The 26,107-nt window shown below is 71.9% G+C and carries 24 protein-coding genes; 13 read left to right on the plus strand and 11 right to left on the minus strand.

The genetic code is table 11. The features are described from left to right. The first annotated feature begins 319 nt into the window (after nt 1-319). From ASC56_RS06925 to mscL, 5 genes are all read left to right on the plus strand, one after another. Entirely contained in the window at nt 320-1,591 is a 1,272-nt protein-coding gene (locus ASC56_RS06925) for an MFS transporter (RefSeq protein WP_055490337.1), read from the plus strand. A 68-nt stretch (nt 1,592-1,659) separates the two neighbouring features. Further along, nucleotides 1,660-1,971, plus strand: a complete 312-nt coding sequence (locus ASC56_RS37620) for an FmdB family zinc ribbon protein (RefSeq protein ID WP_079102337.1) — start codon at nt 1,660-1,662, stop codon at nt 1,969-1,971. 76 nt (nt 1,972-2,047) lie between these two features. Further along, nucleotides 2,048-2,881, plus strand: coding sequence for an S-methyl-5'-thioadenosine phosphorylase (locus ASC56_RS06930; protein WP_055490338.1), 834 nt, complete (start codon nt 2,048-2,050; stop codon nt 2,879-2,881). Between the two features lie 260 nt (nt 2,882-3,141). After that, nucleotides 3,142-3,717 carry a hypothetical protein gene (locus ASC56_RS06935; RefSeq protein ID WP_234376864.1) on the plus strand — a complete coding sequence of 192 codons (576 nt, stop codon included), beginning with the start codon at nt 3,142-3,144 and terminating at the stop codon, nt 3,715-3,717. A gap of 135 nt (nt 3,718-3,852) precedes the next feature. Continuing rightward, nucleotides 3,853-4,323 (plus strand): large conductance mechanosensitive channel protein MscL, encoded by a 471-nt coding sequence (mscL, locus tag ASC56_RS06940; protein WP_055490635.1) that lies wholly within the window; start codon nt 3,853-3,855, stop codon nt 4,321-4,323. A gap of 99 nt (nt 4,324-4,422) precedes the next feature. Here mscL and ASC56_RS06945 read toward each other — a convergent pair whose 3' ends face one another. Beyond that, complete coding sequence (locus ASC56_RS06945; RefSeq protein ID WP_055490339.1) at nt 4,423-4,611, minus strand: hypothetical protein; 189 nt, start codon at nt 4,609-4,611, stop codon at nt 4,423-4,425. A gap of 159 nt (nt 4,612-4,770) precedes the next feature. On the opposite strand from ASC56_RS06945, the gene ASC56_RS06950 reads away from it, so the two are divergent. The 3 genes from ASC56_RS06950 (at nt 4,771) to ASC56_RS06960 (ending at nt 8,065) form a co-directional block, all read left to right on the plus strand. Then, entirely contained in the window at nt 4,771-5,817 is a 1,047-nt protein-coding gene (locus tag ASC56_RS06950; protein WP_055490340.1) for a P1 family peptidase, read from the plus strand. A gap of 123 nt (nt 5,818-5,940) precedes the next feature. After that, the gene (locus tag ASC56_RS06955; protein WP_079102338.1) at nt 5,941-7,158 is read left to right on the plus strand and encodes an Ig-like domain-containing protein; all 1,218 of its coding nucleotides are present in this window, start codon (nt 5,941-5,943) and stop codon (nt 7,156-7,158) included. Nucleotides 7,159-7,315: 157 nt separating this feature from the next. Then, nucleotides 7,316-8,065 (plus strand): DUF6227 family protein, encoded by a 750-nt coding sequence (locus ASC56_RS06960; protein WP_055490341.1) that lies wholly within the window; start codon nt 7,316-7,318, stop codon nt 8,063-8,065. A gap of 18 nt (nt 8,066-8,083) precedes the next feature. Here ASC56_RS06960 and ASC56_RS06965 read toward each other — a convergent pair whose 3' ends face one another. From ASC56_RS06965 to ASC56_RS06985, 5 genes are all read right to left on the minus strand, one after another. Then, nucleotides 8,084-8,338, minus strand: a complete 255-nt coding sequence (locus tag ASC56_RS06965) for a hypothetical protein (RefSeq protein WP_055490342.1) — start codon at nt 8,336-8,338, stop codon at nt 8,084-8,086. Nucleotides 8,339-8,586: 248 nt separating this feature from the next. Continuing rightward, nucleotides 8,587-10,707, minus strand: a complete 2,121-nt coding sequence (locus tag ASC56_RS06970; protein ID WP_055490343.1) for a fructose-specific PTS transporter subunit EIIC — start codon at nt 10,705-10,707, stop codon at nt 8,587-8,589. 190 nt (nt 10,708-10,897) lie between these two features. Beyond that, complete coding sequence (gene pfkB / locus ASC56_RS06975) at nt 10,898-11,851, minus strand: 1-phosphofructokinase (protein ID WP_055490344.1); 954 nt, start codon at nt 11,849-11,851, stop codon at nt 10,898-10,900. Continuing rightward, on the minus strand, nt 11,848-12,609 hold the full coding sequence (locus tag ASC56_RS06980) for a DeoR/GlpR family DNA-binding transcription regulator (protein ID WP_055490345.1): 762 nt from the start codon (nt 12,607-12,609) through the stop codon (nt 11,848-11,850). The genes pfkB and ASC56_RS06980 overlap by 4 nt, the downstream gene beginning before the upstream one ends. Before the next feature lie 256 nt (nt 12,610-12,865). Then, entirely contained in the window at nt 12,866-14,434 is a 1,569-nt protein-coding gene (locus tag ASC56_RS06985) for a DHA2 family efflux MFS transporter permease subunit (RefSeq protein ID WP_055490346.1), read from the minus strand. Between the two features lie 62 nt (nt 14,435-14,496). On the opposite strand from ASC56_RS06985, the gene ASC56_RS06990 reads away from it, so the two are divergent. Next, nucleotides 14,497-15,471, plus strand: a complete 975-nt coding sequence (locus ASC56_RS06990; protein ID WP_055490347.1) for a YafY family protein — start codon at nt 14,497-14,499, stop codon at nt 15,469-15,471. 10 nt (nt 15,472-15,481) lie between these two features. On the opposite strand, the gene ASC56_RS06995 is transcribed toward ASC56_RS06990, so the two are convergent. Together ASC56_RS06995 and ASC56_RS07000 are read right to left on the minus strand one after the other, a co-directional pair. Continuing rightward, nucleotides 15,482-16,282: a TetR family transcriptional regulator gene (locus tag ASC56_RS06995; protein ID WP_055490637.1), complete on the minus strand. Its 801-nt coding sequence runs from the start codon at nt 16,280-16,282 to the stop codon at nt 15,482-15,484. Nucleotides 16,283-16,840: 558 nt separating this feature from the next. Continuing rightward, nucleotides 16,841-17,839, minus strand: a complete 999-nt coding sequence (locus ASC56_RS07000) for an RNA polymerase sigma factor RpoD/SigA (RefSeq protein ID WP_055490348.1) — start codon at nt 17,837-17,839, stop codon at nt 16,841-16,843. Between the two features lie 171 nt (nt 17,840-18,010). Here ASC56_RS07000 and ASC56_RS07005 point away from each other — a divergent pair, with 171 nt between their 5' ends. Then, nucleotides 18,011-18,529: a GNAT family N-acetyltransferase gene (locus tag ASC56_RS07005; RefSeq protein ID WP_055490349.1), complete on the plus strand. Its 519-nt coding sequence runs from the start codon at nt 18,011-18,013 to the stop codon at nt 18,527-18,529. An 82-nt stretch (nt 18,530-18,611) separates the two neighbouring features. On the opposite strand, the gene ASC56_RS07010 is transcribed toward ASC56_RS07005, so the two are convergent. After that, nucleotides 18,612-19,418: a dioxygenase gene (locus ASC56_RS07010; RefSeq protein WP_055490350.1), complete on the minus strand. Its 807-nt coding sequence runs from the start codon at nt 19,416-19,418 to the stop codon at nt 18,612-18,614. Nucleotides 19,419-19,521: 103 nt separating this feature from the next. Between ASC56_RS07010 and ASC56_RS07015 the strand changes: the two genes are divergently transcribed. Beyond that, nucleotides 19,522-20,025 (plus strand): MarR family winged helix-turn-helix transcriptional regulator, encoded by a 504-nt coding sequence (locus tag ASC56_RS07015; RefSeq protein ID WP_055490638.1) that lies wholly within the window; start codon nt 19,522-19,524, stop codon nt 20,023-20,025. A gap of 200 nt (nt 20,026-20,225) precedes the next feature. On the opposite strand, the gene ASC56_RS07020 is transcribed toward ASC56_RS07015, so the two are convergent. Next, a complete protein-coding gene (locus ASC56_RS07020) occupies nt 20,226-21,767 on the minus strand; it encodes an MFS transporter (RefSeq protein WP_055490351.1) in 1,542 nt (513 codons plus the stop codon). Between the two features lie 265 nt (nt 21,768-22,032). Further along, nucleotides 22,033-22,677, minus strand: coding sequence for a TetR/AcrR family transcriptional regulator (locus tag ASC56_RS07025; protein ID WP_055490352.1), 645 nt, complete (start codon nt 22,675-22,677; stop codon nt 22,033-22,035). 317 nt (nt 22,678-22,994) lie between these two features. Between ASC56_RS07025 and ASC56_RS07030 the strand changes: the two genes are divergently transcribed. Further along, nucleotides 22,995-24,269, plus strand: a complete 1,275-nt coding sequence (locus tag ASC56_RS07030; protein WP_055490353.1) for a M6 family metalloprotease domain-containing protein — start codon at nt 22,995-22,997, stop codon at nt 24,267-24,269. 90 nt (nt 24,270-24,359) lie between these two features. Then, entirely contained in the window at nt 24,360-26,027 is a 1,668-nt protein-coding gene (locus ASC56_RS07035) for an IclR family transcriptional regulator C-terminal domain-containing protein (protein ID WP_055490639.1), read from the plus strand. The last annotated feature ends 80 nt before the right edge of the window (nt 26,028-26,107 follow it).

Consider the following 26,107-nt stretch of genomic DNA (forward strand, 5'->3'; position numbering starts at 1 on the left):
GATCCGGCATCCGGCATCCGGCATCCGGCATCGACGGTCGTTACCGGCACGTTTCGTCCGGTTCACACCTCTGGTAATCACAGGTGAAGGACCCCATGGTGCCCCTTTTCACAGGTGTCTCAGTCCTTCACCTCTGTACAATCAAGGCACCCCCTGATCGAACCAACTCTGCCTGACGCAGAGCTGGCGCGACCGTATGGCGGCCGCGACGCCCTCCGCACGAGGCGCCGGCATCTACCGCAGTCCGCGCAAGAGGACAGCTCTCGGCGCCCGAGCCCGATGACGGGCCGCGCTACCAGGCGGCAGAAAGGCACGGGCCGTGGCGTCCACGGTCACCTCGAAGTCGTCCCGTCCGGGCTACGGCCAGCTGCTGCGCACCCGCGGCGCCTGGACGTTCCTGCTCCCCGGCTTCGCGGCGCGTCAGCCCTTCGCGATGCTCACCCTCTCCATCGTGCTGCTCGTGCAGCACACGACCGGTTCGTACGGGGCCGCGGGCGCCGTCGCGGCGGTCACCGGTGTCTCCATGGCGCTGTTCGCGCCCTACAGCGGCCGTCTCGCCGACCGCCACGGCCAGCGGGCGGTACTGCTCCCCGGCGTCCTGGTGCACACCCTCGCCGGTGTCTGCCTGACCGCGCTCGCGCTGGCCCACGCGCCCCTGTGGGCGCTGTTCGCGGCGGCCGTCCCGACCGGCGCCTCGGTGCCGCAGGTCGGTCCCATGGTGCGCGCCCGCTGGGGCGTGAAGCTCCAGGACTCGCCCCTGATGACGACGGCGGCGGCCTTCGAGTCCGTCACCGACGAGCTCACCTTCGTGCTCGGCCCGCTGCTGGCGACGGCCCTGTGCACCGCCGTGGACCCGGCCGCGGGCCTGCTGACGGAGGCGACGCTGACGCTGGTCGGCGGAGTGCTGTTCGCGGCCCGGAAGAGTTCCCAGCCGCCTGTCGCCGGCGCGACGCACACGCGCGTGGAGCACGCTTCCGCACTGCGCGTCCCCGGGGTGCGGGTTCTGGTCGTGACCTTCCTGGGCATCGGCTCCGTCTTCGGCGGCATGCAGGTCTCCCTCGCCGCCTTCAGCCAGTCGATCGGCGAGCCCGGTCTGAACGGCGTTCTGTACGGCGTCTTCGCCGCCGGCAACATGCTGTCCGGCATCGTGTGCGGCGCCGTCGCCTGGAAGGCGGCCCCGCAGCGCCGCCTCGTCATCGGCTACGCGGCCCTCGCGCTGGCCGCCTCCGGCCTGTGGACCGCGCACTCCGTGGTCGTCCTGGCCGCCCTCGGCCTCCTGGTGGGCATGTGCATCGCGCCCGCGCTGATCACCGGCTACACGCTGGTCGAGGCCCTGGTCCCGGCCGGGGCCCGCACCGAGGCCTTCACCTGGCTGACCGGCGCGGTCGCGCTCGGCCAGGCGGCCGCGGTCACGGTCGCCGGGCAGCTGGAGGACCGCCTGTGGAACGGCGCGGGTTTCCTGGTCCCGATGGCCGGTACGGTGCTGGCGCTGGTGACCCTGGTGTCGCTGCGTTCCGCGCTCGAGGCGAAGCCCCACAACCGCACGGTGGCACGTGGCGTCGGTCACCGCTCCCCCGTCGCGGTGGACTGATCCCGGGGAATGCGTCACTATGGATCGTCGTTAGCACTCATCGAGTGAGAGTGCCAGGAGGAAGACAAGTGCCGACCTACCAGTACCAGTGCACCGAGTGCGGCGAGGGCCTCGAGGCGGTGCAGAAGTTCACCGACGACGCGCTGACCGAGTGCCCCAACTGTGGTGGCCGCCTGAAGAAGGTGTTCTCCGCGGTCGGTATCGTCTTCAAGGGCTCCGGCTTCTACCGCAACGACAGCCGCGGCTCGTCGTCGAGCAGCAGCCCGGCGTCGTCGAAGGCGTCGAGCTCCTCGTCGTCGGACTCTTCCTCGTCCTCGGGGTCTTCCTCGTCGGACTCGGGCTCGTCCTCGACCAGCGCCAGCTCCACCTCCGCCGCATAGGACTTCTGCGCGAGGACCCCGCCGTCGTACGACGGCGGGGTCCTCGTGCTCTCCGGGGCCAGCTACTGTGCTCGCCATGGAGAACGCAGAGATCGGTGTCATCGGCGGCTCGGGCTTCTACTCCTTCCTCGACGACGTGACCGAGGTCCGGGTCGACACTCCCTACGGGGCGCCCAGCGACTCCCTCTACCTCGGCGAGATCGCCGACCGACGGGTCGCCTTCCTCCCCCGCCACGGCCGCGGCCACCATCTGCCGCCGCACCGCATCAACTACCGCGCCAACCTGTGGGCCCTGCGCTCCGTCGGCGTGCGGCAGGTGCTCGGGCCGTGCGCGGTGGGCGGGCTGCGCGCCCAGTACGGTCCCGGAACCCTGCTCGTGCCCGACCAGTTGGTGGACCGTACGAAGGCCCGTACGCAGACGTACTTCGACGGGCTGCCGCTGCCCGACGGCACCGTGCCCAATGTCGTGCACGTCTCGCTCGCCGACCCGTACTGCCCCGTCGGCCGCAAGACCGCGCTGGAAGCGGCGCGCGGACGGGACTGGGAGCCGGTGGACGGCGGCACGCTGGTCGTCGTGGAGGGCCCGCGGTTCTCGACCCGCGCCGAATCGTTGTGGCACCAGGCGCAGGGCTGGTCCGTGGTCGGCATGACCGGCCACCCGGAGGCGGCGCTCGCTCGTGAACTGGAGCTCTGCTACACGTCGTTGACCCTGGTCACCGACCTCGACGCGGGGGCCGTGGCCGGTGAGGGGGTGTCGCACGACGAGGTGCTGAAGGTGTTCGCGGCGAACGTGGACCGGCTGCGGGGCGTGCTGTTCGACGCGGTGGCCGCGCTGCCGCCGAACGAGACGCGGGACTGCCTGTGCACGACCGCGCTGGGCGGGATGGATCCGGGATTCGAGATGCCATGACCGGGGGTGCCGGGGTGGGGCGTGCACGAGCGTGGGGGTGGGCGTGCACGAGCGTGGCGGTGGGCGTGCACGAGCGTGGGGGTGGGCGTGCATGAGCGTGGCGGTGGGCGTGCATGAGCGTGGGGGTGGGCGTGCGGAACGTCCCGTTCGGGTGAGCGAGTTGTCCACAACCGGTCGGTAGTCCACGGGCGTCGGCGGACTTGGCCGCGAAGCCTCATCGTGGATCGCGTCTCGATCTCGCGATGCAGGTGGTGGTCAGCATGGCTCAGTTCTCCCCGTCCGTAGGCCCCTCGGCGTCCGTAGGCCCCTGGGCCTCGACCACGGATGTCGTGGTACGGGCGGACACACCTCCGACGTGTGCGGTGCCGCACTTCGCTCCCGTGCGGGTGCGCGGCGGTGGGCAGCGGCTGCGACGTCTCGTGCGCCACCGCAGGCGGGCCGTGGCCGTGGGCCTGGCGGTCACGGCCACCGCACTCGTCGCTGCGGGGCCGGGTGACTCCGAGGGGGCACGGGGGCATCCGGGAGCCGCCGCGCACCCGACGGCCGCGGCCGAGCCCGTGCGGCAGCGGAACCCGGCCGAGACGGTGGCGGCGCCGGTGAGGATCGCGGACGCGGCCACGGCCCGGCTGTTGCGGCCGGGCGACCGGGTCGACGTCATCGCGGCCGACGAGGGTGGCGCGGCCCAGGTGGTCGCCGCCGGGGCGCGGGTGACACGGGTGCTGGAGGCCGACCCGGCTCAGACCGGCGCGCTGGTCGTGCTCTCCGTGCCGCGCACGACGGCCGCACGCCTGGCCGGTGCCGGCGCGACCTCACGGCTGGCGGTGACGCTGTGCTGAGCAGGCCGGGGGAGCCGGCCGCCCGGGCACCGCGCCAACCTTTCACACCAAGGGAGTGGACAGCCGCGGCATGCCCTGACGTAGGTTGCGGAACTGTTCATTCCAAAGCTTGTGCAGTCGAAGAAGGGCCCATTGGTGAGCGAGAAGAAGGTGCCGAACGTCTGGCAGGGCTTCAAGGCCTTCCTGATGCGGGGAAACGTCGTAGATCTGGCGGTCGCGGTGGTCATCGGCGCCGCCTTCACCAACATAGTCAGCTCCGTGGTGAAGGGGGTCATAAGCCCGGTGGTGGGTGCGCTCGGCACCAAGAGCCTGGACAGCTACAGCTCGTGCCTGAAGGCACCCTGCACGGGCACCGGGGACAGCGCGACAGGCGTCCGGATCCTGTGGGGCTCGGTCCTCGGCGCCACGCTCAACTTCGTGATCACGGCGGCCGTCGTGTACTTCCTGATGGTCCTGCCCATGTCCAGGTTCCTGGCACGGCAGGAGGCACGCCGCAAGGCGAGGGAGGGCACGCAGGAGGTGGTGGAGGTCACCGAGCTGCAGGTGCTCAAGGAGATCCGCGACGCCCTCCTCGCCCAGCGCGGCGCGGGCCGGAGCGAGTCCTGACCGCGGGCCGGAGCGAGTCGTGACCCACCGCCGGCGCTACGGCGCTCGACGTGGGCGGACGCTACCGCCGGGGACGGTCACAGCGGGCGTCGGGGACCGTCACAGATGGTGGGGCGGCTTCTCGTCGAGGAAGCGCGCCAGATCGGCGGCGCTGTCGCCGGTGGGCCGCTCGCCCCATCCCTGGTCCGTGTCGTCCGAGGACTGCCGGTTCAGCGGGTCGTCGAAGACCAGGGCGTCCTTGGGATCGGGCTTCTGATCACGCGGCTCTCGGGCGGGGGTGGTGCTCATGCCTCCAGCGTACGTCCGCGTCCGCGGCGGCCGGGGCCGCGGCGCCGGAGCCTCCGGGCGCCCGGCGCACGCGGCACCGGTGGTCACGGCAGTGACACCGACGGCGCGGATCGTCGCACGAGAGGTCGCGACCGGCGGGTGGCCAAGGATCATGAGTGCATGACGGTTGACGCTCTGACAGATGTCATGGGGCTGCGTGTGGGGCATGCCACACGAATCGGGGACGGCCGGCTCACCGGCACCACGGTGGTGCTCGCCCCCGAGGGCGGTGCGGTCGCGGCGGTGGACGTGCGCGGCGGCGGTCCCGGCACGAAGGAGACCGACGCCCTCGATCCGCGCAACGTGGTGCAGAGGGTCGAAGCGGTCGTCCTGACGGGGGGCAGCGCATACGGGCTCGACTCGGCGTCGGGCGTGATGGCCTGGCTGGAGGAGCGGGGCCGCGGGGTACGGGTCGGCCCGGAACCGACGCACGTGGTGCCGGTCGTGCCCGCCGCCTGCATCTTCGACCTCGGACGCGGCGGCGACTTCGGGGCCCGGCCGGACGCGGCCCTCGGCCGGGCCGCGGTCGAGGCGGCCGCCGCGAGCGAACCGGGCACGCCCGTGGCGCAGGGCTGCGTGGGCGCGGGCACGGGAGCGACGGTCGGCGCGCTCAAGGGCGGGGTCGGGACCGCGAGTGCGGTGCTCGACTCGGGGATCACGGTGGGCGCACTGGTCGTGTGCAACGCGGCGGGCTCGGCGGTCGACCCGGCTACGGGCGTCCTGTACGGGGAGATGTTCCAGGGCCGGGTCGACTACCCGGCGCCCGAGGTGCACCGGGCCGCGCAGCGGCAACTCGCCGAGGTGGCGGCCGGATACACGCCCCCCGCGCTGAACACGACCCTCGCGGTCGTGGCGACCGACGCCGACCTCACCAAGGCACAGGCGCAGAAGCTGGCCGGGGTGGCGCACGACGGCTTCGCGCGCGCCGTGCGGCCGGTGCATCTGCTCAACGACGGGGACACGGTGTTCGCGCTGGCGACCGGTGCGCGTCCGCTCGCCTCCACGGGCCCCCTCGCGCTCAACGAGGTGCTGGCGGCAGGCGCGGACCTCGTCACGCGCGCGATCGTACGGGCGGTGCGCGCCGCCGGGTCGGTGGACGGGCCGGGCGGGGCGTGGCCGTCGTACGAGCAGCTGTACGGGGGCCGTTGGGCGCCCGAGGGCGGGTGATTGTCCCGGTTCTGTCACATGAGGGCGTTTCACCGCTAGGGAGGGGAACCCCCCTTCACGACCTTCGCTCTCTCTCCACGTATGTGAGACGGGATCACCCAGCACAACGACTTGGAGAAGCCAGTGACAACGCCGGACATGCGAGCGCGGCGCGCGCTGGGGGCCTGTGCCGCCCTGATGGTCGGCGCCCTGACCCTCACCGCCTGCGGCGGCAGCGCCAACGCCGACAACGCCAAGGGCGGAAAGGACTCCCGGACCAAGACCTCCACCGCCAGGATCACCATCTCCGCGAAGGACGGTTCGACCGACGCGTCGATCAACGCGACCGGGGTGAAGGTCAGCGACGGCAAGCTGACCGAGGTGAAGATGACGGTGGCGGGGGCGGGCACGGCCGTCGCCGGGGAGATCTCCGCGGACGGCACGTCCTGGAAGCCCGACAGGCAGCTGGAGCGCGGCACCAAGTACGAGATCTCGGCCACCGCCAAGGACGTGAACAACCATGTGGCGGCCGCCAACTCCATCTTCACGACGGTCACCTCGGCCAACAGCTTCATCGGGACCTACGCGCCCGACAACGGATCGACGGTGGGCGTCGGGATGCCGGTGTCCTTCACCTTCGACAAGGCGATCACGAACAAGAAGGCCGTCCAGTCGCACATCACGGTGACCTCCAGCAGCGGGCAGCAGGTCGTGGGCCACTGGTTCGGGACACGGCGGCTGGACTTCAGGCCCGAGGAGTACTGGAAGGCCGGCTCCAAGGTCACCATGAAGATCGATCTGGACGGGGTTCAGGGCACGAACGGCGTCCATGGTGTGCAGAAGAAGACCGTCACCTTCACCGTCGGGCGCTCCCAGGTCTCCACGGTGGACGTCGACACGCAGACCATGACGGTCGTGCGGGACGGCAAGACGCTCCGGACGGTCCCGATCTCGGCGGGCAGCCCGCAGCACACCACGTACAACGGGCAGATGGTGATCTCCGAGAAGTTCGTGCAGACCCGCATGAACAGCCAGACGGTCGGTCTCGGCGGCGAGTACGACATCCCGGACGTGCCGCATGCCATGCGGCTGACCACCTCCGGGACGTTCATCCACGGCAACTACTGGTACAACAAGGGCAACCCGCCCTTCGGCCGCCAGGGCACCAGCCACGGCTGTGTGGGGCTCGCGGACGTGCAGGGCGCGCAGGGCGACACGAGCGCCAAGTGGTTCTACGACAACACGCTCATCGGCGACATCGTGATCGTCAAGAACTCCCCCGACAAGACGGTCTCGCCGGACAACGGCCTCAACGGCTGGAACGTTCCGTGGAGCGAGTGGACCTCCGGAAGTGCCCTCTGACCAGGGCCGTCTGACGATCGATCGGGCCGCGCGGGAACTCTCCGCGCGGCCCGTCCGTTTTCCCACCGTACGTTTTCTCGGTTCCCGGACATGATGTCCGACCGAGGGGCTACGGTATGCACCCACAAGGTGACATGCAGCAACGCCGGGAGAGACCTTGAGCGTTCCGTACGAGACGGCAGCGCACGAGCCAGCCGAGTCGCCGGAGTCTCCGGAGGAGCACCTCGCGCGGCTCCTGGGCCGCGCCCTGAACTCCTTCGAGCTGCCCGACGAGACGATCGGGCAGCTCGACTGTGCGCTGGCACACGACAGTTCGCTGCACTCCGCGCACCACAGCGCGGGGCTGCACCGGGAGACGTACCGGCACACATGGCTGCTCGCCGACGGCTGCGCGGTCACCCTGTGGGAGCTCGTCCACAACACGGGACCAGACGGTCACCTGGAGCACGAGGTGTACGTCGACGAGCAGGAACTGCGCGCCGCCACCGCCCGGCTCCCGCTCCCGGCGGACGCGCCCGACTTCGAACTGCCCGTGCTGGTCCAGCTGTCACCCGTCCCCAAGCCCCGCCACGCGTACGTGCCCGACGATTCGGCGGACCACGCACGCCGGCTGCTGCGCCGCGCGGAGAACCCGGACCGGCCGGGCGCGGACCTGGCGACGTTACTGCTGCGCTCGGCGTTCGCGCACGAGATCACACAGTCCTTCGGGCACCCGCGCCGGACCGCTCAGACGGGCTTGTGCTTCTCGCTCTACGAGCACGCGTTCCTGCTGCGGGACGGCCGGGAACTGTCGCTGTGGGAGGTCGAGCACACGGCGACGTCGGACGGACGGCACATGTGCGAGGTGTACGCGACCGAGGAGGCCGCGCGCGAGGCGATGGAACGGCGGGCGACGGCCCTCGGCTGACACCGGGAGACGCCCCGGTCAGCAGCGACGGTCTCCGAACTGCCGTACAAGGCCCGCGAAGGCGTCGCGTTCGGCCGGTGTGAGTTCGACGGACTCCAGGTCCGGGCGGGCCTGCCGCTGCCGGGGCAGGGCCCCGAGCAAGGGGCCATGACGCCGGACCGTGTCCTCGAAGCGGCGTCGGCGCAGAACGCGGCCCAGGCAGACGATCCAGACGGTGACCGCCAGGAGGACGGGCGCACCCAGCAGCTGGAAGGTCGACACGTGCGCAGGCATGCTCCCAGTAGACAACATGATCCGGGCCTTCGGCCCGGACCGTGACGTATCTCGCAGGTGCGACGAGTGCGGCGAAGAGGTCACAGCGGCCGTAACGAGGGCATCCGGACCGCTGTTGGGACTGCCCCTCGGGTCGGCCGCGGCTCCCGAGGCGACCCGCACACGGCCGACGCGGGCGTCCGCCCCTGACATGCCTCGGCCGCAACCCTCACCGGGGTTGCGGCCGACGCACGGTCTGACGTGCTCCGTCAGGCGGCGACCGGCTGCTTGGAGCCGCTCCGGGCCGCTGTCGCCGCTCCCGCGGCCTCATTGGCGAGGCCTTCCGGGCTCTGCCTGCGCATGCCCTTCAGGACCACCACCAGGGCCGTGGTCACGCACACGCCGGCGGCGATGGCGACCAGGTAGAGAAGCGGGTTGCCGATCAGCGGGACCACGAAGATGCCGCCGTGCGGGGCGCGCAGGGTCGCGCCGAAGGCCATCGACAGGGCACCGGTGATCGCGCCGCCGACCATCGACGAGGGGATGACGCGCAGCGGGTCGGCCGCCGCGAACGGGATCGCGCCCTCGGAGATGAAGGAGGCACCCAGCACCCAGGCGGCCTTGCCGTTCTCGCGCTCGGTCTGCGTGAACAGCCTGCCGCGGACCGTCGTGGCCAGGGCCATCGCCAGCGGCGGGACCATGCCGGCGGCCATCACCGCGGCCATGATCTTCATCGCCGAGTCGCTCGGGGTGGAGACCGCGATGCCGGCGGTGGCGAAGGTGTACGCGACCTTGTTGACCGGGCCGCCGAGGTCGAAGCACATCATCAGACCGAGCAGCGCGCCGAGCAGGACGGCGTTGGCGCCGGTGAGCCCGTTCAGCCAGTCGGTCAGGCCCTTCTGCGCGGACGCGATGGGCTTTCCGACGACCACGAACATCAGGAACCCGACGACCGCCGAGGAGATCAGCGGGATCACCACCACCGGCATGATGCCGCGCAACGCCGCGGGGATCCTGACCTTCTGGATCGCCATCACCACACCACCGGCGAGGAGACCGGCGACCAGACCGCCGAGGAAGCCCGCGTTGATGGTGAGGGCGATCGAGCCGCCGACGAAGCCGGGCACGAGACCGGGGCGGTCCGCCATGCCGTAGGCGATGTAACCGGCCAGGACCGGGACCAGGAAGCCGAAGGACACCACGCCGATCTGGAAGAGCAGCGCGGCCCAGCTGTCCGCCTGGGTCCACAGGAAGTGGTCCATGACCGACGGCGCCTTGTTGATCTTGTAGCCACCGATCGCGAAGCCGACGGCGATGAGCAGACCGCCCGCGGCGACGAACGGGACCATGTAACTCACCCCGGACATCAGCCACTTGCGCAGCTTGGTGCCGTAGCCCTCGCCGGAGTCACCGGCGCGCTCGACCGGCGTGCCCGGGGCGGCCGCCGCGGTCACCTCGCCGCGCGCGGCCTTGTCGCGCACCTCGGCGATCAGCTCGGCCGGGCGGTTGATGCCCGCCTTCACCCCGACGTCGACGGTCGGCTTGCTGGCGAAGCGGTCCTTGTCCCGCACGGGGACGTCATGCGCGAAGATCACACCGTCCGCCGCCTCGATCACGGCCGGGTCCAGCCGGGTGAAGCCGGCCGAGCCCTGCGTCTCGGCGACGACCTCGACACCCGCCTCGCGGCCCGCGTTCTCCAGCGACTCGGCGGCCATGTAGGTGTGCGCGATGCCGGTGGGGCAGGAGGTGACGACGACGATACGGAACGGGTGCTCGGCAGCGGTGGCGCCCGGCGCCGGGGCGGCCGCGCCCTCGACGCGCGCGCCCGGCGCCGGGGCCGTGCCGTCCGCGGTGGCGTCGGAGGAGGCCGTTCCGGCCGACGCCACCGCGGAGTCCTCGGAGTCCTCGGGGCCCTCCGTCGCGGTCGCCGCCGCCGGGGCCGCCTGGGTCTCTTCCCCGCGGACGAGCGCGGCCGCGGCCGCCGGGTCGTCCACGGCCCGCAGGGCGGAGGTGAACTCGGCGTTCATCAACTGGCGGGCCAGGGACGACAGGATCGTGAGGTGCGCGTCGTCCGCGCCCGCCGGGGCGGCGATCAGGAAGATCAGGTCGGCCGGGCCGTCCGCCGCGCCGAAGTCGATGCCCCGCGCGCTGCGCCCGAAGGCCAGGGTCGGCTCGGTGACGTGCTCGCTGCGGCAGTGCGGGATACCGATGCCGCCGTCGAGACCGGTCGGCATCTGCGCCTCGCGGGCGGCCACGTCGGCGAGGAAGCCGTCCAGGTCGGTCACCCGGCCCTGGGCCACCATCCGCTCGGCGAGGGCACGTGCCGCCGCTTCCTTGGTGTCGGCGGACAGGTCGAGGTCGACCAGGTCCGCGTTGATCATCTCGCTCATCGCGGGCTCCTTCGCTCGCGTATCGCCCGGGAGTTGGGGTGGGCGGGGGTGGGGACGGGGGTGCAGTGAGGTGTTGCGGGGGTGACGCGAGGGCCGACGGGGCCGGGGACAGCCCGCCTTCCCATGGCCGTGGCGGGGTTGGGGAGGCCCCGCCGGGTGAGGGCCGGTTCGTGGGGTGCGGCGCGGGCGGTCATGACACCGGCTCCCTCAGCGCGCGGTCGACCGGGACCTTCGACGTGACCTTCACGGCGGCGAGGTCCAGGTCGGCCGGGGTCGGCATCACGCTGCCGGGAAGCTGGACCGCCGCCGCGCCGTGTGCGACGGCCGAGGCCAGGGCCTCCGGGCCGCTGCCGCCCGCGATCAGGAACCCGGCGAGGGAGGAGTCGCCGGCGCCGACGTTGCTGCGCACGGCATCGACGCGCGCGCTGCCGAACCAGGTGCCCGCGTCCTCCACGAGCAGCTGCCCGTCCGCGCCGAGGCTGGCGAGCACGGCGCCCGCGCCCATCCCGCGCAGTTCCTCGGCCGCCTTGGCCGCGTCGCCCACGGTGGCGAGGGGGCGGCCGACGGCCTCCGCGAGCTCCTCGGCGTTCGGCTTCACCACGTCCGGGCGCTCGCGCAACGCCGCAACGAGCGCGGGCCCCGAGGTGTCGAGCGCGATCCGGGCGCCCGCGGCGTGGGCGCGGGCCACCAGGTCGGCGTACCAGGACGGGGCGAGGCCGCGCGGGAGGCTGCCGCAGCAGGTGATCCAGGTGGTGTCGGCCGCGCGGTACTGCGCGCGGACCGTCTCCAGGAGGAGTTCGGCCTCGGCGGCGGAGAGTTCGGGGCCGGGCGCGTTGATCTTGGTGAGGGTGCCGTCGGGCTCGGCGACCGCGATGTTGGAGCGGGTGGCTCCGGCGACCGGGACGGGCGCGACCTCGATGCCCTGCGCATGGAGCAGATCGGCGACGAGCGCACCCGGCGCACCGCCCAGGGGCAGCACGGCGACCGTGCGCCGCCCGGCGGCCGCGACCGCGCGCGAGACGTTCACGCCCTTGCCGCCCGGGTCCATGCGTTCGCCGGTGGCCCGGATGACCTCGCCGCGGTCCAGGGACAGAACCTCGTACGTACGGTCGAGGGAAGGGTTCGGGGTGACGGTGAGAATCATGCGCGCACTACTTCCGTGCCGCCGCGTTCGATCGCGGTGGCGTCCTCGGGGCTCAACCCGCTGTCGGTGATCAGCAGGTCCACATCGCCGAGTTCGCCGAAGCGGGCGAAGTGCTCCTGGCCGTGCTTGGAGGAGTCGGCGAGCAGCACCACGCGGCGCGCGGCGCGGATCGCGGCGCGCTTGACGGCGGCCTCGGCGAGGTCGGGCGTGGTCAGTCCATGGTCTGCGGAGAAGCCGTTGGCGGCGATGAAGACGACGTCGGCACGGATCTCGCCGTATGCGCGCAGCGCCCAGGCGTCCACGGCGGCGCGCGTACGGTTCCGTACGCGCCCCCCGACCAGATGGAGCTGGATACCGGGGTGGTCCGCGAGGCGGGCCGCGATCGGCAGGCTGTGCGTGACGACGGTGAGCGCGGCGTCCAGGGGGATGTCCCCGGCCAGCCGGGCGACGGTCGAACCGGCGTCGAGGATCAACGTGCCCTCGCTCGGCAGCTCCGCGAGGGCCGCCTTCGCGATCCGGTCCTTCTCGTCGGCCGCGGTGGACTCCCGCTCCGCGAGGTCCGGTTCGAAGTCCAGGCGCCCGGCGGGTATCGCACCGCCGTGCACCCGGCGTACGAGGCCGGCCCGGTCCAGGGCCCTCAGATCGCGTCGGATCGTTTCGGCCGTGACCTGGAACTCCTCGGCCAGCGACACGACGTCCACCCGCCCGCCGTCACGGGCGAGCCGGAGGATCTCCTGCTGCCGCTCCGGTGCGTACATGTCCGTTCACCTCCGGCTCATGCCCGAACGTGTGGTTTCACTCGGAGGCTACGTCCGGATTTCCGAAAAGTAAACAGGTTCGGGCACCCGAGCGGACACAAACGGGCGACGGATCGGGGGCCCGCACACCGGCGCCCGGCAGGCTCGCGAAACGCGAACCGCCGGGCGCCGCCGACCACCGCTCAGGACACGAGCACCGATCCGGACACGAGCACCGCCCGCCCTGCGGGCACCGCTCGCGGGACACGAGCACGACTCAGGGAACGAGCACCCGCTCCTCGATCACCGGAGTCTCCACCCCGGTCTCCGTCTCCGCGGTCGCGCCCTCCACGTGCTGCGCCGGCCGCTTCGGCAGGGCGAACATCAGCAGGAAGATCACCACCATCACCGCCGCGACCCAGCCCAGCGCGTGCTGGAAGGCGTGGACGAAGGCCGGGCCCACCTGGGCCGGGGTCAGCCGGTCGCCGATCTCGCCGAAGAACACCACCGACACCAGCCCGAGGCCCAAGGCGTTGCCCATCTGCTGCACCGTGTTGATGAGACCCGACGCCGAGCCGGAGTGCTCACGCGGCACCTCGGAGAGCACCGCGTCGGTCAGCGGGGCGACGATCAGGCCCATGCCCGCGCCCATGACCAGCAGTGGCAGCGCCATCTGCCAGGTGGTGATGGAGGAGCCGTAGCGGTGGGCCTCCTCGAGGTAGAGGAGCACACCGGCCCCCATCACCAGCGCGCCCGCCTGCAGCACCTTGCGGCCGAAGCGCGGGACCAGCTTCTGCACGGACATCCCGGCCGCCGTCGAAACCGCGATCGAGAACGGCACGCCCGTCAGTCCGGCCCGCAGCGGGCTCCAGCCGAGGCCGATCTGCATGTACAGCGTCCAGACCAGGAAGAAGACGCCGAGGCCGACGCCGAACACCGTCTGCACGGCGATGCCCGCCGAGAAGCTCTTCACGCGGAAGAGGGACAGTTCGACGAGCGGGGAACCGTCGCGCGCGGCCTTCCGCCTCTCGTACGCCACCAGTGCCGCGAAGACGACGAGCGCGCCCGCCATCGACGCGTACCCCCACAGCGGCCAGCCCAGCTCACGGCCGCGGGTGAGCGGGTAGAGCAGCATCAGCAGACCGAGCGTGACCAGGGCGACGCCGACGAGATCGAGGCGCAGGGCCCGGGGGGCCTTCGACTCCGTGATGTACCGGTGGCCCAGGAGCAACGCCCCGATCCCGACCGGCAGGTTGATCAGGAAGATGGGCCGCCATTCCAGCCCGAACAGGTTCCACTCGGTCAGCAGCGCGCCCAGCAGCGGCCCGGAAACCGCACCCAGCCCGACGATCGCACCGAAGAGGCCGAAGACCTTGCCCCGCTCGTGCGCCGGGAAGGTGGCGTGCACGATCGACAGCACCTGCGGCACCATCATCGCGGCCATCGCGCCCTGCAGGATCCGGGAGGCGACCAGCATCTCCGGGTTCGCGGCGAAGCCGCACAGCGCCGAGGCGATGGTGAAGCCCCCGACGCCGATCAGGAAGAGGCGCTTGCGGCCGTGGATGTCGCCGAGCCGGCCGCCGGTGATGAGCCCCGCCGCGAAGGCGAGGGCGTAGCCCGCGGTGATCCACTGGATCTGGCTGAACGAGGCGCCCGCGTCCCGCTGGATCGACGGGATCGCGATGTTGACGATCGTGACGTCGACCAGGTCCATGAAGGCGGCGGTCATCACGATGGCGAGCGCGAACCAGCGCCGACGGTCGTTCAGGGCGCCCCGGTCCGCCGTACTGCCCGCCGCGCTCCCGTCGGCCGTACTGCTGCTGAGTGTGCTCTCGGTGGAGGTCATGCTCCGAAGCTATGCGGTCATTAGGTCAGATCATGTCCTAGTTCTCCGGCATCCTCGAACTCATGACGACCGACACTCCGGCCCGGCTCCTGCAGCTGCTCTCCCTCCTCCAGACCCCGCGCGAGTGGCCCGGTGGCGAGCTCGCCGAGCGGCTCGGGGTCTCCCGGCGCACCGTGCGGCGGGACATCGACCGGCTGCGGGAGCTGGGCTACCCGGTCCAGGCCACCCAGGGGGCTGATGGCGGGTACCGGCTGGTCGCCGGGAAGGCCATGCCGCCGCTCCTGCTCGACGACGAGGAGGCCGTGGCGATCGCCGTCGGGCTGCGCGCCGGTGCCGGACACGCGGTCGAGGGCGTGGAGGAGGCGGCGGTACGGGCGCTGGCCAAGCTGGAACAGGTGCTGCCGGGCAGGCTGCGCCACCGCGTCACCACGCTCCAGGCCGCCACCACTCATCTGGCCAGCGGCGACGGGGCGAGTATCGCGCCGGAGACACTGACCGTGATGGCCTCCACGATCGCCGGCCATGAGCGGCTGCGGTTCGCCTACCGCTCCGGGGACGGAACGCCGTCGCGGCGCCTGAGCGAGCCGTACCGGCTGGTGTCGACGGGACGGCGCTGGTACCTCGTCGCCTACGACCTGGAGCGCGACGACTGGCGGACGTTCCGGGTGGACCGGATCACCGAGCCGTTCCCGACGGGCGCGCGGTTCACCCCGCGGGAGCTGCCCGCGGGGAGCGCGGTGGAGTTCCTGCGGCAGTCGATGTACCGACGGCAGGAGACGTACGTGTTCGAGGCGACCTTCGCCGCGCCCGCGGACGTCGTCGCGGCACGCCTTCCCCGCTGGTTCGACGCTCCCGAGCCGATCGACGAGCACAGCTGCCGACTGCGCGGCACGGTGACCGACTCCGTGGAGTGGCTGGCGGTTCGGCTGGCACTGGTCGACCGCGAGTTCACCGTGCAGCGGCCGTCCGAGCTGATCGCGTGCGTACGGGACCTGGGGGCGCGGTTGAGCCGGGCGGCGCAGGCACGGCAGGAGTGAGCGGGGCGGCTCAGCAGGTCTCCCAGGCGAAGTCCCGCAGGGCCTCCAGGTTGCGTACGGCGAGACCGGCGGGCCCCTTCGGACCGGCGGCCGGTTCGTCGCCGCTGGCCCAGCTCTCCACGGCCACCCGGACCGCGGCGCCGGCGATGGCGGCTGCGAAACGGGGGCCTGGACCAGGCGCGGCGGCTGCCGCTCCCGCGCCCCCCGACGTGTCTTCCGCGCCCGCCGAGGATCCCTGACCGGTCCCCGCCGACGCCGCCACACCCGACGCCGCCACACCCGATCCCGCCGACGCCGCCACACCCGACGCCGCCGATCCCGCCGAGGTCGACGCCGCCGGCCCCGCAGAGGTCGACGCACCCCACGCCGAGTCACCGGACTCGCCCGACTCGCCCGACGTCGCCGTCAGGGCCGCCAGGCGGTGCGCGAGGACCTCCGCCAGTTCCCGTTCCGATGCCTGACAGATCTCGGCCCAGACCTTGGTGAGCGCGGGATGGGTGGCGGTGAGGCGCAGAAGGGTGCGGACCCACTCCAGGGACGTCGCGGACACGCCGACGCCGGGGGTCAGGGTGTGAACCGCCGCGTGGTGCAGGGCCTCGGCGACGGTGAGGTGGGCCGGGGCGTCGCGGACGGCCTCCGCCCACTGGTGGGCACCGGCCGCGAACAGCGGGGCGAGCGCCTGCTCCTTGGTCGCGAAGTAGCGGTAGAAGGTGCGCGGGGCGACCCCGGCGGCGCGGGCGATGTCCTCGGCCCGGGTGGCGCGCAGGCCGTTGGCCACGAACAGTCCGGCGGCGGCCCGGGCGATCTCCATACGGGTCGCGGCCTTGCGCCGCTCCGTGAGGGAGGCGTCGCGCCCGCCCCCGGACGCGCCCCCGGTTCCTCGCTCCGTGCGACCGGACGAGGTCCTGGTCACACGCTTGGTGCCGGCCACGAACGGCAGGTTATGCCTCTGTGGCAAAATCTGCCATCCGGGTCGCCCCGGTGTTCAGGTCTGGGGCGAGCCGGCCAGCCCGCCCTGCCTTGAACCGGCGGCGGGACATGGGAAGAGCCGGGCTTCGGCGCCAAGGGGGGAGTGGCACCGAAGCCCGGCTCGGGAGAGTCCCGGCGCCGGGGGGAGTGCGTCGGGACCCGGCTTGGGAGGGCGCGGACCGTACGGCCCGGCCCATGCCTGCGGAGGGCCCGGAGGTCTTGTGCCCCGGACCCGGGGTGTTGAAGCGACGGAACGCGCCAACTAGTACGGCAGAGGCGCCGCCGCCCGGCCAAAGACCGGTATCGCCCTGCCACGGGTGACTGGGCCACGGGCGACCGGGCGCGCCCCGCACCGCGGGCCGGCGTCACCGCCGGCCCGGGGTGGGGCGCCGTCACGGCGTCACGCCGCCGCGTCGAACCCCGTCTGCCGCGCCAGCTTCTTCAGCTCCAGCAGGGCGTGCTTCTCGATCTGCCGGATCCGCTCACGCGTCAGGCCGTGCTCCTTGCCGACCTCCGTCAGCGTGCGCTCCCGGCCGTCCTCGATGCCGTACCGCATCTTGATGATCGAGGCCGTGCGCTGGTCGAGCCGGCCGATCAGGTCGTCCAGCTCCTCGCTGCGCAGCAGCGTGAGCACCGACTGCTCCGGCGACACCGCGGACGTGTCCTCCAGCAGGTCACCGAACTGGGTCTCGCCCTCGTCGTCCACCGACATGTTCAGCGAGACCGGGTCACGGGCCCAGTCGAGGACGTCGCTGACGCGCTCCGCCGTCGAGTCCAGCTCGGCCGCGATCTCGGTCGGCTCCGGGTCCCGCCCGTGCTCACGGTTGAACTCCCGCTGCACTCGCCGGATCCGGCCGAGCTCCTCGACCAGATGGACGGGCAGCCGGATGGTGCGGGACTGGTCGGCGATCGACCGGGTGATGGCCTGGCGGATCCACCAGGTCGCGTACGTGGAGAACTTGAAGCCCTTGCGGTAGTCGAACTTCTCGACCGCCCGCACCAGGCCTGCGTTGCCCTCCTGGATGAGGTCGAGCAGCGGGAGACCACTGCGCGGATAGCGGCGCGCCACGGCGACGACCAGCCGGAGGTTCGAGCGGATGAAGATGTCCTTGGCCCGCTCGCCCTCTGCGACGAGGGCCTCCAGCTCCTCGCGGGTGGCGTCCGCCTTGGCCTCCTCCTCGCCGTCGAGGATCTGCCTGGCGAACACACCCGCCTCGATGATCTGGGACAGCTCGACCTCCCTGGCGGCGTCGAGCAGCGGTGTACGCGCGATCTCATCGAGGTACATGCCGACCAGGTCGCGATCGGCGATCTCGCCGCCATGGGCGCGAACACTGTTTGCCGCGTCGTTGGTCTCGCCTTCGGCGGCCTTACGACGGGCGACGGCACGGGTTGCCATGCGTGCTCCCTTGCGATGGTGGGCTGGCGGATGGTCCTGGGACGCTTCGGACACCCTTCCGGGTGCCCGGCATCCGAAGGAAACAACGACTGGAATCAGGACAGAATTCCCAACCCGCCCCTCGATTTTTCTGATCATGCAGTACCCTGTGCCGCCACCAGGGGAGGCCGGATGCCGTCGGAACGCACAGAGGTGCAGGTCAGACCGGGAGCCGAGGGCGACCTCGTGGCCCTCACGGACATCTACAACCACTATGTACGTGAGACGCCCGTCACATTCGATACCGCCGTCTTCACGCCGGAAGAACGACGTCCTTGGCTGCTCTCCCACCCTGAAGACGGCCCGCACCGGCTGATGGTTGCCGTTGCCCAGGACTCACAGGAGATTCTGGGGTACGCCACCTCCAGCGCCTTCCGCACGAAGCCGGCGTACGAGACCTCGGTGGAGGTCACGATCTACCTGGCCCCGTCCGCGACGGGGCGCGGCGTCGGCCCCCGCCTCTACCGGGCCCTCTTCGACGCCCTGGCCACCGAGGACCTGCACCGCGCGTACGCGGGCATCGCCCAGCCCAACGAGGCATCCGTACGGCTGCACGAACGCCTCGGGTTCCGGCATGTGGGCACCTACCGGGAGGTGGGCCGCAAGTTCGGCCGCTACTGGGACGTGGCCTGGTACGAGAAGGAGCTCTAGCACCCCGGTTCCGGTGCCGCCGGGTCGGCAGCCGAAGCGTGGCACACCGTACGAGCCGCTTGTGGCCGTCGCCCCAGCTTCACTACCCGAACTGCACCGACCTCTTCGCCAGCCCCAGCCAGAACCCGTCGATCACCGACTTCTGCGCGTCCAGTTCGCCCGCCGCGTCCGCCGCGCCCATCGTGACGAACAGCGGGGCGAAGTGCTCCGTGCGGGGGTGGGCCAGCCGGCCGGCCGGGGACTTGCGGGTGAAGTCGAGGAGGGCGTCGATGTCGCCGGACTCCAGGGCACGGTGGCCCCAGTCGTCGAACTCCGCCGACCAGCCCGGCACTCCCCCGCCCACATGGCGCAGCGCGGCCAGGTTGTGGGTGAAGAAGCCGGAGCCGACGATCAGCACGCCCTCGTCCCGCAGCGGGGCCAGCTTGCGGCCCACGTCCATGAGCTTCACCGGATCCAGGGTCGGCAGGGAGATCTGCAGGACCGGGATGTCGGCGTCGGGGAACATTTCGACCAGGGGGACGTACGCACCGTGGTCCAGACCCCGGTCCGGGAAGTCCTGTACGGGGATGCCGGGGGCCCGCAGCAGCTTCCGCACGGCGTCGGCGAGCCGGGGGGCGCCCGGGGCCGCGTACCTGACCTGGTAGTAGTGCTCGGGGAAGCCCCAGAAGTCGTAGACCAGCGGAACCGTCTCCACCGCGCCGAGGGCGAGCGGGGCCTCCTCCCAGTGGGCGGAGACCATCAGGATCGCCTTGGGGCGCGGCAGGCCGGCGGACCAGGCGGCGAGCTGACCGGGCCAGAGCGGGTCGTCGGCCAGCGGAGGCGCACCATGGCTCAGATAGAGGGCGGGCATGCGCTCGGGCGCGGTGCGCTCCTCGATGACGGCGGACATGGCGGCGGCTCCTTTCGGCCCCATTGCTTGAATCCTCAAGCTCCTCGAGAGAGTAGCGGGTACTTGTTTAAACTTCAAGAAGGGGCCTCGTAGAGTGGAGTACATGAAGACGGCACCCGCTGAAGACACTCGCTGGCTCACCGACGAGGAGCAGCGCACCTGGCGTGCCTACATGCACGCCGTCACTCTGCTCGAGGACCATCTCGACCGTCAGCTGCAGCGTGACGCGGGCATGCCGCACGTGTACTACGGACTGCTCGTCCAGCTCGCCGAGGCGCCGCGCCGCCGGCTGCGCATGACGGAGCTGGCCATGCGGGCGAAGATCACCCGCTCCCGGCTCTCGCACGCCGTCGCCCGCCTGGAGAAGAGCGGCTGGGTGCGGCGCGAGGACTGTCCCTCCGACAAGCGCGGTCAGCTCGCGGTCCTCACCGACGAGGGGTACGAGGTGCTCGCGCGCACCGCGCCCGGACATGTGGCGGCCGTGCGCCAGGCGCTCTTCGACCGGCTCACCCTCGAACAGCAGCAGTCCCTCGGCGAGATCATGGCGATCATCGCGGAGGGACTGCAGCCCAAGGAGGCGGGGGCGGACCTGCCCTGGCTCCGCTGAACCGGCGGCGTCGCAGACACGGGTCCGCCCGGCCCCGCGGAGTCGCAGACACGGATCCGCCCCGGCCCCGTGGAGTCGCGGACACGGATCCGCCCCGGCCCCGCGGAGTCGCGGAGCCGGGGCGGATCCCCGGAGGCGTACGGACGGGGCGTCCCCACCCCTCGCCCGCACGCGAAGTCCCGTGCGCGGCCCAGGTCCGGTCAGTGGGCGACCACCGGCACCTGCACCTCGTCCTCGACGCCCTCGCCCTCGTCCCGGCCGGAGAACGACGCGGCCCCCGGGCGGCCGGCGTTGACGAGGGTCAGGGCGGCGGCCGCGGCGAGCACGAGGATGCCGACGGCGAACCAGATGGCGTTCGCGTAGCCGTGCACCATGCCCTGCAGCTGGACCAGCTGCTGCTGCGGCTTGGAGGTGGCGGTGGCGATGTGGTCCTTGATGTACGAGGTGGTCGCCGAGGACGCGACCGTGTTCAGCAGCGCCGTACCGATCGCGCCGCCCACCTGCTGCGAGGTGTTGACCATCGCGGAGGCGACACCGGCGTCCCGCGGCTGCACACCGTGCGTGGCGAGGGACATGGCCGGCATGAACGCCGTACCCATACCGAGGCCGAGCAGCAGCATGGCGGGCAGCACCACGGAGGCGTACGAGGAACCGATCTCCAGCTGGGCCAGCAGGAACATGCCGGCGGCGGCGACCAGGAAGCCGGGCCCCATCAGCAGCCGCGCCGGGACACGGGTCATCAGCCGGGTACCGATCTGGGTGGAGCCCGTGATCATGCCCGCGATCATCGGCAGGAAGGCGAAGCCGGTCTTGACCGGCGAGTAGCCCTTCACGACCTGCAGGTAGTAGGTCAGGAAGAGGAACGTGCCGAACATCGCGATGACCGCGAGCCCGAGGGAGAGGTAGACACCGCCGCGGTTGCGGTCGGTGACCACGCGCAGGGGCAGCAGCGGGGCCTTGACCTTGGACTCGGTGGCCACGAAGGCCAGCAGCAGGACCCCCGACGCGACGAACAGGCCGACCGTCAGGGAGTTGCCCCAGCCGTCGGACGCGGCGCGTGTGAAGCCGTAGACCAGGGAGACCAGACCCAGGGTGGAGAGGATGACGCCGGGGATGTCGAGCGGCGAGCGGTTGCGGCCGCCCTCCGGCTCACGGATGACGAAGTACGCGCCGGCCGCCGCGACGAGTGCGAACGGGATGTTGACGAAGAACGTCCAGCGCCAGTCCAGGTACTCGGTGAGGAAGCCGCCGAGGATGAAGCCGACGGCGCCGCCGCCACCGGCGATCGCGCCGTAGATACCGAAGGCCTTGGCGCGCTCCTTGGCATCGGTGAACATCACCGCGAGCAGGGAGAGCGCGGCGGGCGCGAGGAGCGCGCCGAAGACGCCCTGAAGGGCGCGCGCGCCGAACATCATCGCCCCGGTCTGCGCGGCGCCCCCGATCGCGGAGGCGGCGGCGAAGCCGGCCAGGCCGATGACGAAGGCGCGCTTGCGGCCCCACAGGTCGGCCACCCGGCCGCCGAAGAGAAGGAGACCGCCGAACGCGAGGGCGTAGGCCGTCACGACCCACTGGCGGTTGCCGTCCGATATCCCCAGGTCCTGCTGGGCGGAGGGGAGCGCGATGTTCACGATGGTCGCGTCGAGGACGACCATCAGCTGCGCGAGCGCGATGAAGACGAGCGCGCGCCAGCGGCGGGGGTCGGAAGCGGAAGCGTCGGGGACGCTTCGGGCTGTTTCAGACATGGGGTTACCCACTTCGGGACTTCATGACGGGAATGTCGGAATCAGGTGGAACAGGGCGTGGTGGACCACGGCTCGTCGCCCGTGACGGCCGGGAGGCCTGCCGCCGGTACGGACGGACGCCGGTACAGACGGATGGAGTGCGCGGAACTCATCGCTCGAGGTCCGCGGAACGAATGGCTTGAAGTGGTTGATGCGCTCGGAAGTACTTGAAGTGCTTGATGCGCTCGGAAGTATCGGAACTACCGGATCTGTCGGAACTAATCGCTCAGGACTGGCGCAGCTCCTCCACGGTCACGGGAGCACCCGGAAGTTCGGAGCGGGCCGGAGCCCGCAGCCCGTCCAGGAACAGCTGCAGATGGCGGTGTACGAAGCGGTCGGCGCTGAGGCACCCCGTACCGGCCGGGGGCCGGCTGAGCTGGGCCACGGCGACCATCAGGTCGCCCACACCCACGTCGGGACGGAGCTGACCGGCCTCCTTGGCTCGGTTCATGACCTCCTCGACGAGCCGCTCGACCCGCTCACCCGCGGCCTCCAGGTCCGGGTGGTGCTGGTCGAACGTGCTGGAGACCATCGGGCACAGCGCGCTGATCCGCTCTCCGGCGGCGGCGTGCACGAAGCGCTCCAGCGCCTCGAAGGCGTCACCCCTCTCGGCGAGCGCCCGCTCCGCCGCCTCGGACGTGCGGTCCAGGACGGAGCAGACGACCTCACGGACGAGTGCGTCACGGTCGGGGAAGTTGCGGTACACCGTGGCGTTGCCGACACCGGCCCGGCGGGCGATCTCGTCGAACGGCACATCGGGGCCGAACTCGACGAACATCTCCCGGGCGGCGGTGACGATCCGCTCCCGGTTGCGCAGGGCATCGGCACGCGGCCGGGGCGCTCGGCGCTGCACGGGGCTCGCGGTCTGCACGGCGTACTCCTCGGGTGAGTGGAGCGCGATCCGGGGAGCCGGTCCCCGTTTCGCTCGGACACAGCCCTAAACGGGGAATCCATCCCCGGTTATTTCCCGGCGCGACAGCCATTCCATGTGACCTGACTCACTCCTCATCTTTCATCCACCCCGGAGCGGAGCGGCCACACCTCCCGGTCGGGGTCATCACCCCTTCCGTGCCGGAGAACCCCTCGTTCGGACCGCTCCAGCGCGCGCCCCAACACCCCCTCGACACAGGGTGATCGCAAGGGTGCAGCCGGTGACCTGCGGCTGCCCGTGGAGCGAAGGGCCACCGCATGCAGCCGTCACGCCGCCGGATACGCCCGCGCCGCGTCGCCTCGCTCGCCTCGGTCGCCGTTCTCACGCTGGCGATATCCACCTCCGCCGGCACCGGACACCTGATGGCGGGCTCCGCGACGGCGGGCCCCATAGCACCGGCCCGTTCCTCGGCGCTGCGCCCCTGCATGATCCGCGGCCACGCGGGGGTCCAGATGCCCGAGGGCATCCCGACCCCCACCGGCTACGCCCGCTCCACCGGCACCGTCCACGCCCTGAACCTGATGGTCGACTTCTCCGACGCGCCCGGCCAGGGCAGCGCGCTCGACCGGCTCGCGGAGTTCTTCCCGCAGACCCAGCAGTGGTTCGCCACCAGCTCCTACGGCCGCCTCGACTACCGCCCGGAGGCCCCGATAGGCCACTGGCTGCGGATGCCCAAGCCGTTCAAGGCATACGGGATAGAACGCGGCGCCCCCTTCGACCCCGGCTACCGCACGCTGGTCCAGGACATCGTGGCCGCCGTCCACTCCGAGGTGGACTTCCGCCACTACGACCTGGTGAACGTACTGGTCACCCCGAACGCCGGCCCCTCCGCCCTGGACACCGTCCTGTCGGTGACCTTCGCGGGCAACGGCGAGGCACCGAAGGCCGACGGCGTGCCGATCTCCAACGCGTCCTTCATCTACAGCCGCCAGGACGACGGCTCCGGCTCCTACGCCCTGACCGGCTACCGGGTCCTGCCCCACGAGAACGGCCATGTCTTCGGGCTGCCCGATCTCTACACCCAGGAGGGTGGGGGCGCGGTCGGGCACTGGGACATCATGAGCGAGGACTGGGGCGCCGACAACGACATGCTCGGCTGGCACAAGTGGAAGCTCGGCTGGCTCGACGACTCCCAGGTCGCCTGTGCGACCGCGCACGGCACCACCGAGTACACGCTGACCCCGCTGGCCCGCGCCGGGGGCCGCAAACTGGTGTTCGTCCCGGTCAGTGCCACGAGCGGGTTCGCCCTCGAAGTACGCATCCGCGAGGGCAACGACGCGGCGGTGTGCCGGCCCGGCGTCCTCGTCTACCGGGTCGAAGCGGACGTCGACACCGGCAACGGCCCCGTCACGGTCTACGACTCCCGGCGCAACAGCGGCGGCTGCACCCGCAGCCCGAACGTGCAGGCCGAGCTGTCCGACGCCCCGTACACCCCCGGGGAGACCTTCACGGACCCCAAGACCGGGGTGGTCGTCTCCGTCGTGGGGACAGATCCGTCCGGGAGCTACCGGGTGCGGGTGACACACCGATGAGGGACCCCGCCGGGGGCATACGGAGTCCAGGACGCCCTACGGCGTGGACGAACCCGCCGAATGCGGCCGGCCCGGCATTACGGTGACCCCATGCTCCCGAACGTCACACCGGCCCCGGACACCGCCGTCCCCGACGAGGCGGTCGCGCCCCTCATGCGCGGGCTCACCGTGCTGCGGCGGCTCACCGAAGCCGACGGCAGCTGCACCCTCAGCGCCCTGGAGCGGGCCAGCGGGCTCGCCCGGTCGACGGTCGACCGGATCACGGCGACGCTCGCGCGCATGGGATACATACGGCTCGACGGCCGGGACGCCGTGCTCACCCCGCGGCTGATGGAGCTGGGCAACGCCTACCTGGCGGCGCTGCGGCTGCCCAAGCTGCTGGATCCGCATGCGGACGCGCTCGCCGACGAGCTGGACGAGTCGGTGTCGCTCGCGGTCGCCGACCGGGACGGCATCCGCTTCATCCACCAGGCGACCCGGCGCCGCGCGATGTCGCTGAGCTTCCGCATCGGCGATCTGCTGCCCGCCGAACGGACCGCGCCGGGGCCGGTGTTCGCGACGGAGTGGGACGAGGAGGACTGGGCGCGATGGCGGGCCCGGCGGGCGACGGACCCCGAGGACCGCGGCTTCCCGGCGGTGCCGGCGCGCAGCCGCCCGCTCGACGGATCCGACGCCGGCGCCCCGGACGACGACTTCGAGGAGCGCACGCAGCGTGCGCGGGCCCAGGGGTGGGCGCTGGACGACCAGTTGATCGAGCCGGGTCTGGTGGCGCTGTCCATGCCGGTACGCGGGGACGGCGGCCGCATCGCCTGTGTCGTCAGCGTGGTGAGCCACACCAGCCGGCACACGGCGGACGATCTGCGCCGGGCACTGCTGCCGCGGCTGGGCACGGCGGTGGCCGCGATGGAGCGGGAGCTGCGCAAGGCGCCGCCCGCCGTGCCCGCCGCCCCGTCCGGACTCGCGACCTGGACGGGCGCGTCCAAGCAGGAGCTGGGGCGGGAGTTCGTGGAGTCGCTGGCCCGCGGGCTGACGGTGATCACCTCGTTCGGGGAAGGGCGTTCCGCGCTGACGCTGACCGAGGTCGCCGAGGCGACAGGGCTGCCCCGGGCGACGGCGCGACGGGCGCTGATCACCCTGGAACACCTCGGGTACGTCACCGCGCACCAGCGCGCCTTCCGGCTCACGCCGCGCGTCCTGGGCCTCGGCTATCCCCCGCTGTCCCGGTGGACGCTGCCGGACATCGCGACCCCGCATCTGCGGACCCTCTCCCAACTCCTGCACGAGTCGGCCTCGTTGGCGGTGCTGACGGGCGACGACGTCCAGTACACGGCCCGGGTGGCCCCGAACCGCATCATGAGCGTCAACATCACGCCCGGCACCCGGCTGCCGGCGTATGTGACATCACCGGGCCGCGTGATGCTGGCGGACCTGGCGGAGCCGCCGCCGCCCGGGATCGCTCCGCTGACGCCGCGGACGGTCACGGATCCGGCCGAGCTGAGGGCCGTGCTCGACCGCGTGCGGCGCGAGGGATACGCCCTCGTCGACGGCGAGTTGGAGGAGGGGCTGCGGTCGATCGCGGTACCGGTGCGGGAACACGGGGGCCGGGTGGTGGCGGCGGTGAACGTCGCCATGCACAGCAGCCGCCGTACGACCGAGGAATGCGTGAGTGAGGTGCTGCCGGAACTGCGCACGGCGGCGACCCGGATCGAGGCGGACCTGCGGGTGGCGGGACGGTTCGGGAAGGTGCCGAGCAACTGACGCGCCCGCGCGTGGGCGGCCCCTGGGCCCGGTACGGCGGCTCAGCCCGGATCCCGTCTGCCCCCGATCCCGTCTGCCCC

Origin of the sequence: Streptomyces sp. TP-A0356, assembly GCF_001417775.1 — a bacterium.
Taxonomy (GTDB): domain Bacteria; phylum Actinomycetota; class Actinomycetes; order Streptomycetales; family Streptomycetaceae; genus Streptomyces.

Bases quoted from the DNA above. Each gene is read 5' to 3' on its own strand.
- ASC56_RS07000 (WP_055490348.1), bottom strand. From the start codon at position 17,839: ATGGCAACCCGTGCCGTCGCCCGTCGTAAGGCCGCCGAAGGCGAGACC.
- ASC56_RS07020 (WP_055490351.1), bottom strand. From the start codon at position 21,767: ATGTCTGAAACAGCCCGAAGCGTCCCCGACGCTTCCGCTTCCGACCCC.
- ASC56_RS06930 (WP_055490338.1), top strand. From the start codon at position 2,048: ATGGAGAACGCAGAGATCGGTGTCATCGGCGGCTCGGGCTTCTACTCC.
- pfkB (WP_055490344.1), bottom strand. From the start codon at position 11,851: ATGATTCTCACCGTCACCCCGAACCCTTCCCTCGACCGTACGTACGAG.
- ASC56_RS06995 (WP_055490637.1), bottom strand. From the start codon at position 16,282: ATGGAGATCGCCCGGGCCGCCGCCGGACTGTTCGTGGCCAACGGCCTG.
- ASC56_RS06970 (WP_055490343.1), bottom strand. From the start codon at position 10,707: ATGAGCGAGATGATCAACGCGGACCTGGTCGACCTCGACCTGTCCGCC.
- ASC56_RS07015 (WP_055490638.1), top strand. From the start codon at position 19,522: ATGAAGACGGCACCCGCTGAAGACACTCGCTGGCTCACCGACGAGGAG.
- ASC56_RS06990 (WP_055490347.1), top strand. From the start codon at position 14,497: ATGACGACCGACACTCCGGCCCGGCTCCTGCAGCTGCTCTCCCTCCTC.
- ASC56_RS07005 (WP_055490349.1), top strand. From the start codon at position 18,011: ATGCCGTCGGAACGCACAGAGGTGCAGGTCAGACCGGGAGCCGAGGGC.
- ASC56_RS06965 (WP_055490342.1), bottom strand. From the start codon at position 8,338: ATGCCTGCGCACGTGTCGACCTTCCAGCTGCTGGGTGCGCCCGTCCTC.
- ASC56_RS06980 (WP_055490345.1), bottom strand. From the start codon at position 12,609: ATGTACGCACCGGAGCGGCAGCAGGAGATCCTCCGGCTCGCCCGTGAC.
- ASC56_RS07035 (WP_055490639.1), top strand. From the start codon at position 24,360: ATGCTCCCGAACGTCACACCGGCCCCGGACACCGCCGTCCCCGACGAG.
- ASC56_RS07030 (WP_055490353.1), top strand. From the start codon at position 22,995: ATGCAGCCGTCACGCCGCCGGATACGCCCGCGCCGCGTCGCCTCGCTC.
- ASC56_RS07010 (WP_055490350.1), bottom strand. From the start codon at position 19,418: ATGTCCGCCGTCATCGAGGAGCGCACCGCGCCCGAGCGCATGCCCGCC.
- ASC56_RS06945 (WP_055490339.1), bottom strand. From the start codon at position 4,611: ATGAGCACCACCCCCGCCCGAGAGCCGCGTGATCAGAAGCCCGATCCC.
- ASC56_RS06985 (WP_055490346.1), bottom strand. From the start codon at position 14,434: ATGACCTCCACCGAGAGCACACTCAGCAGCAGTACGGCCGACGGGAGC.
- ASC56_RS06950 (WP_055490340.1), top strand. From the start codon at position 4,771: ATGACGGTTGACGCTCTGACAGATGTCATGGGGCTGCGTGTGGGGCAT.
- ASC56_RS06935 (WP_234376864.1), top strand. From the start codon at position 3,142: ATGGCTCAGTTCTCCCCGTCCGTAGGCCCCTCGGCGTCCGTAGGCCCC.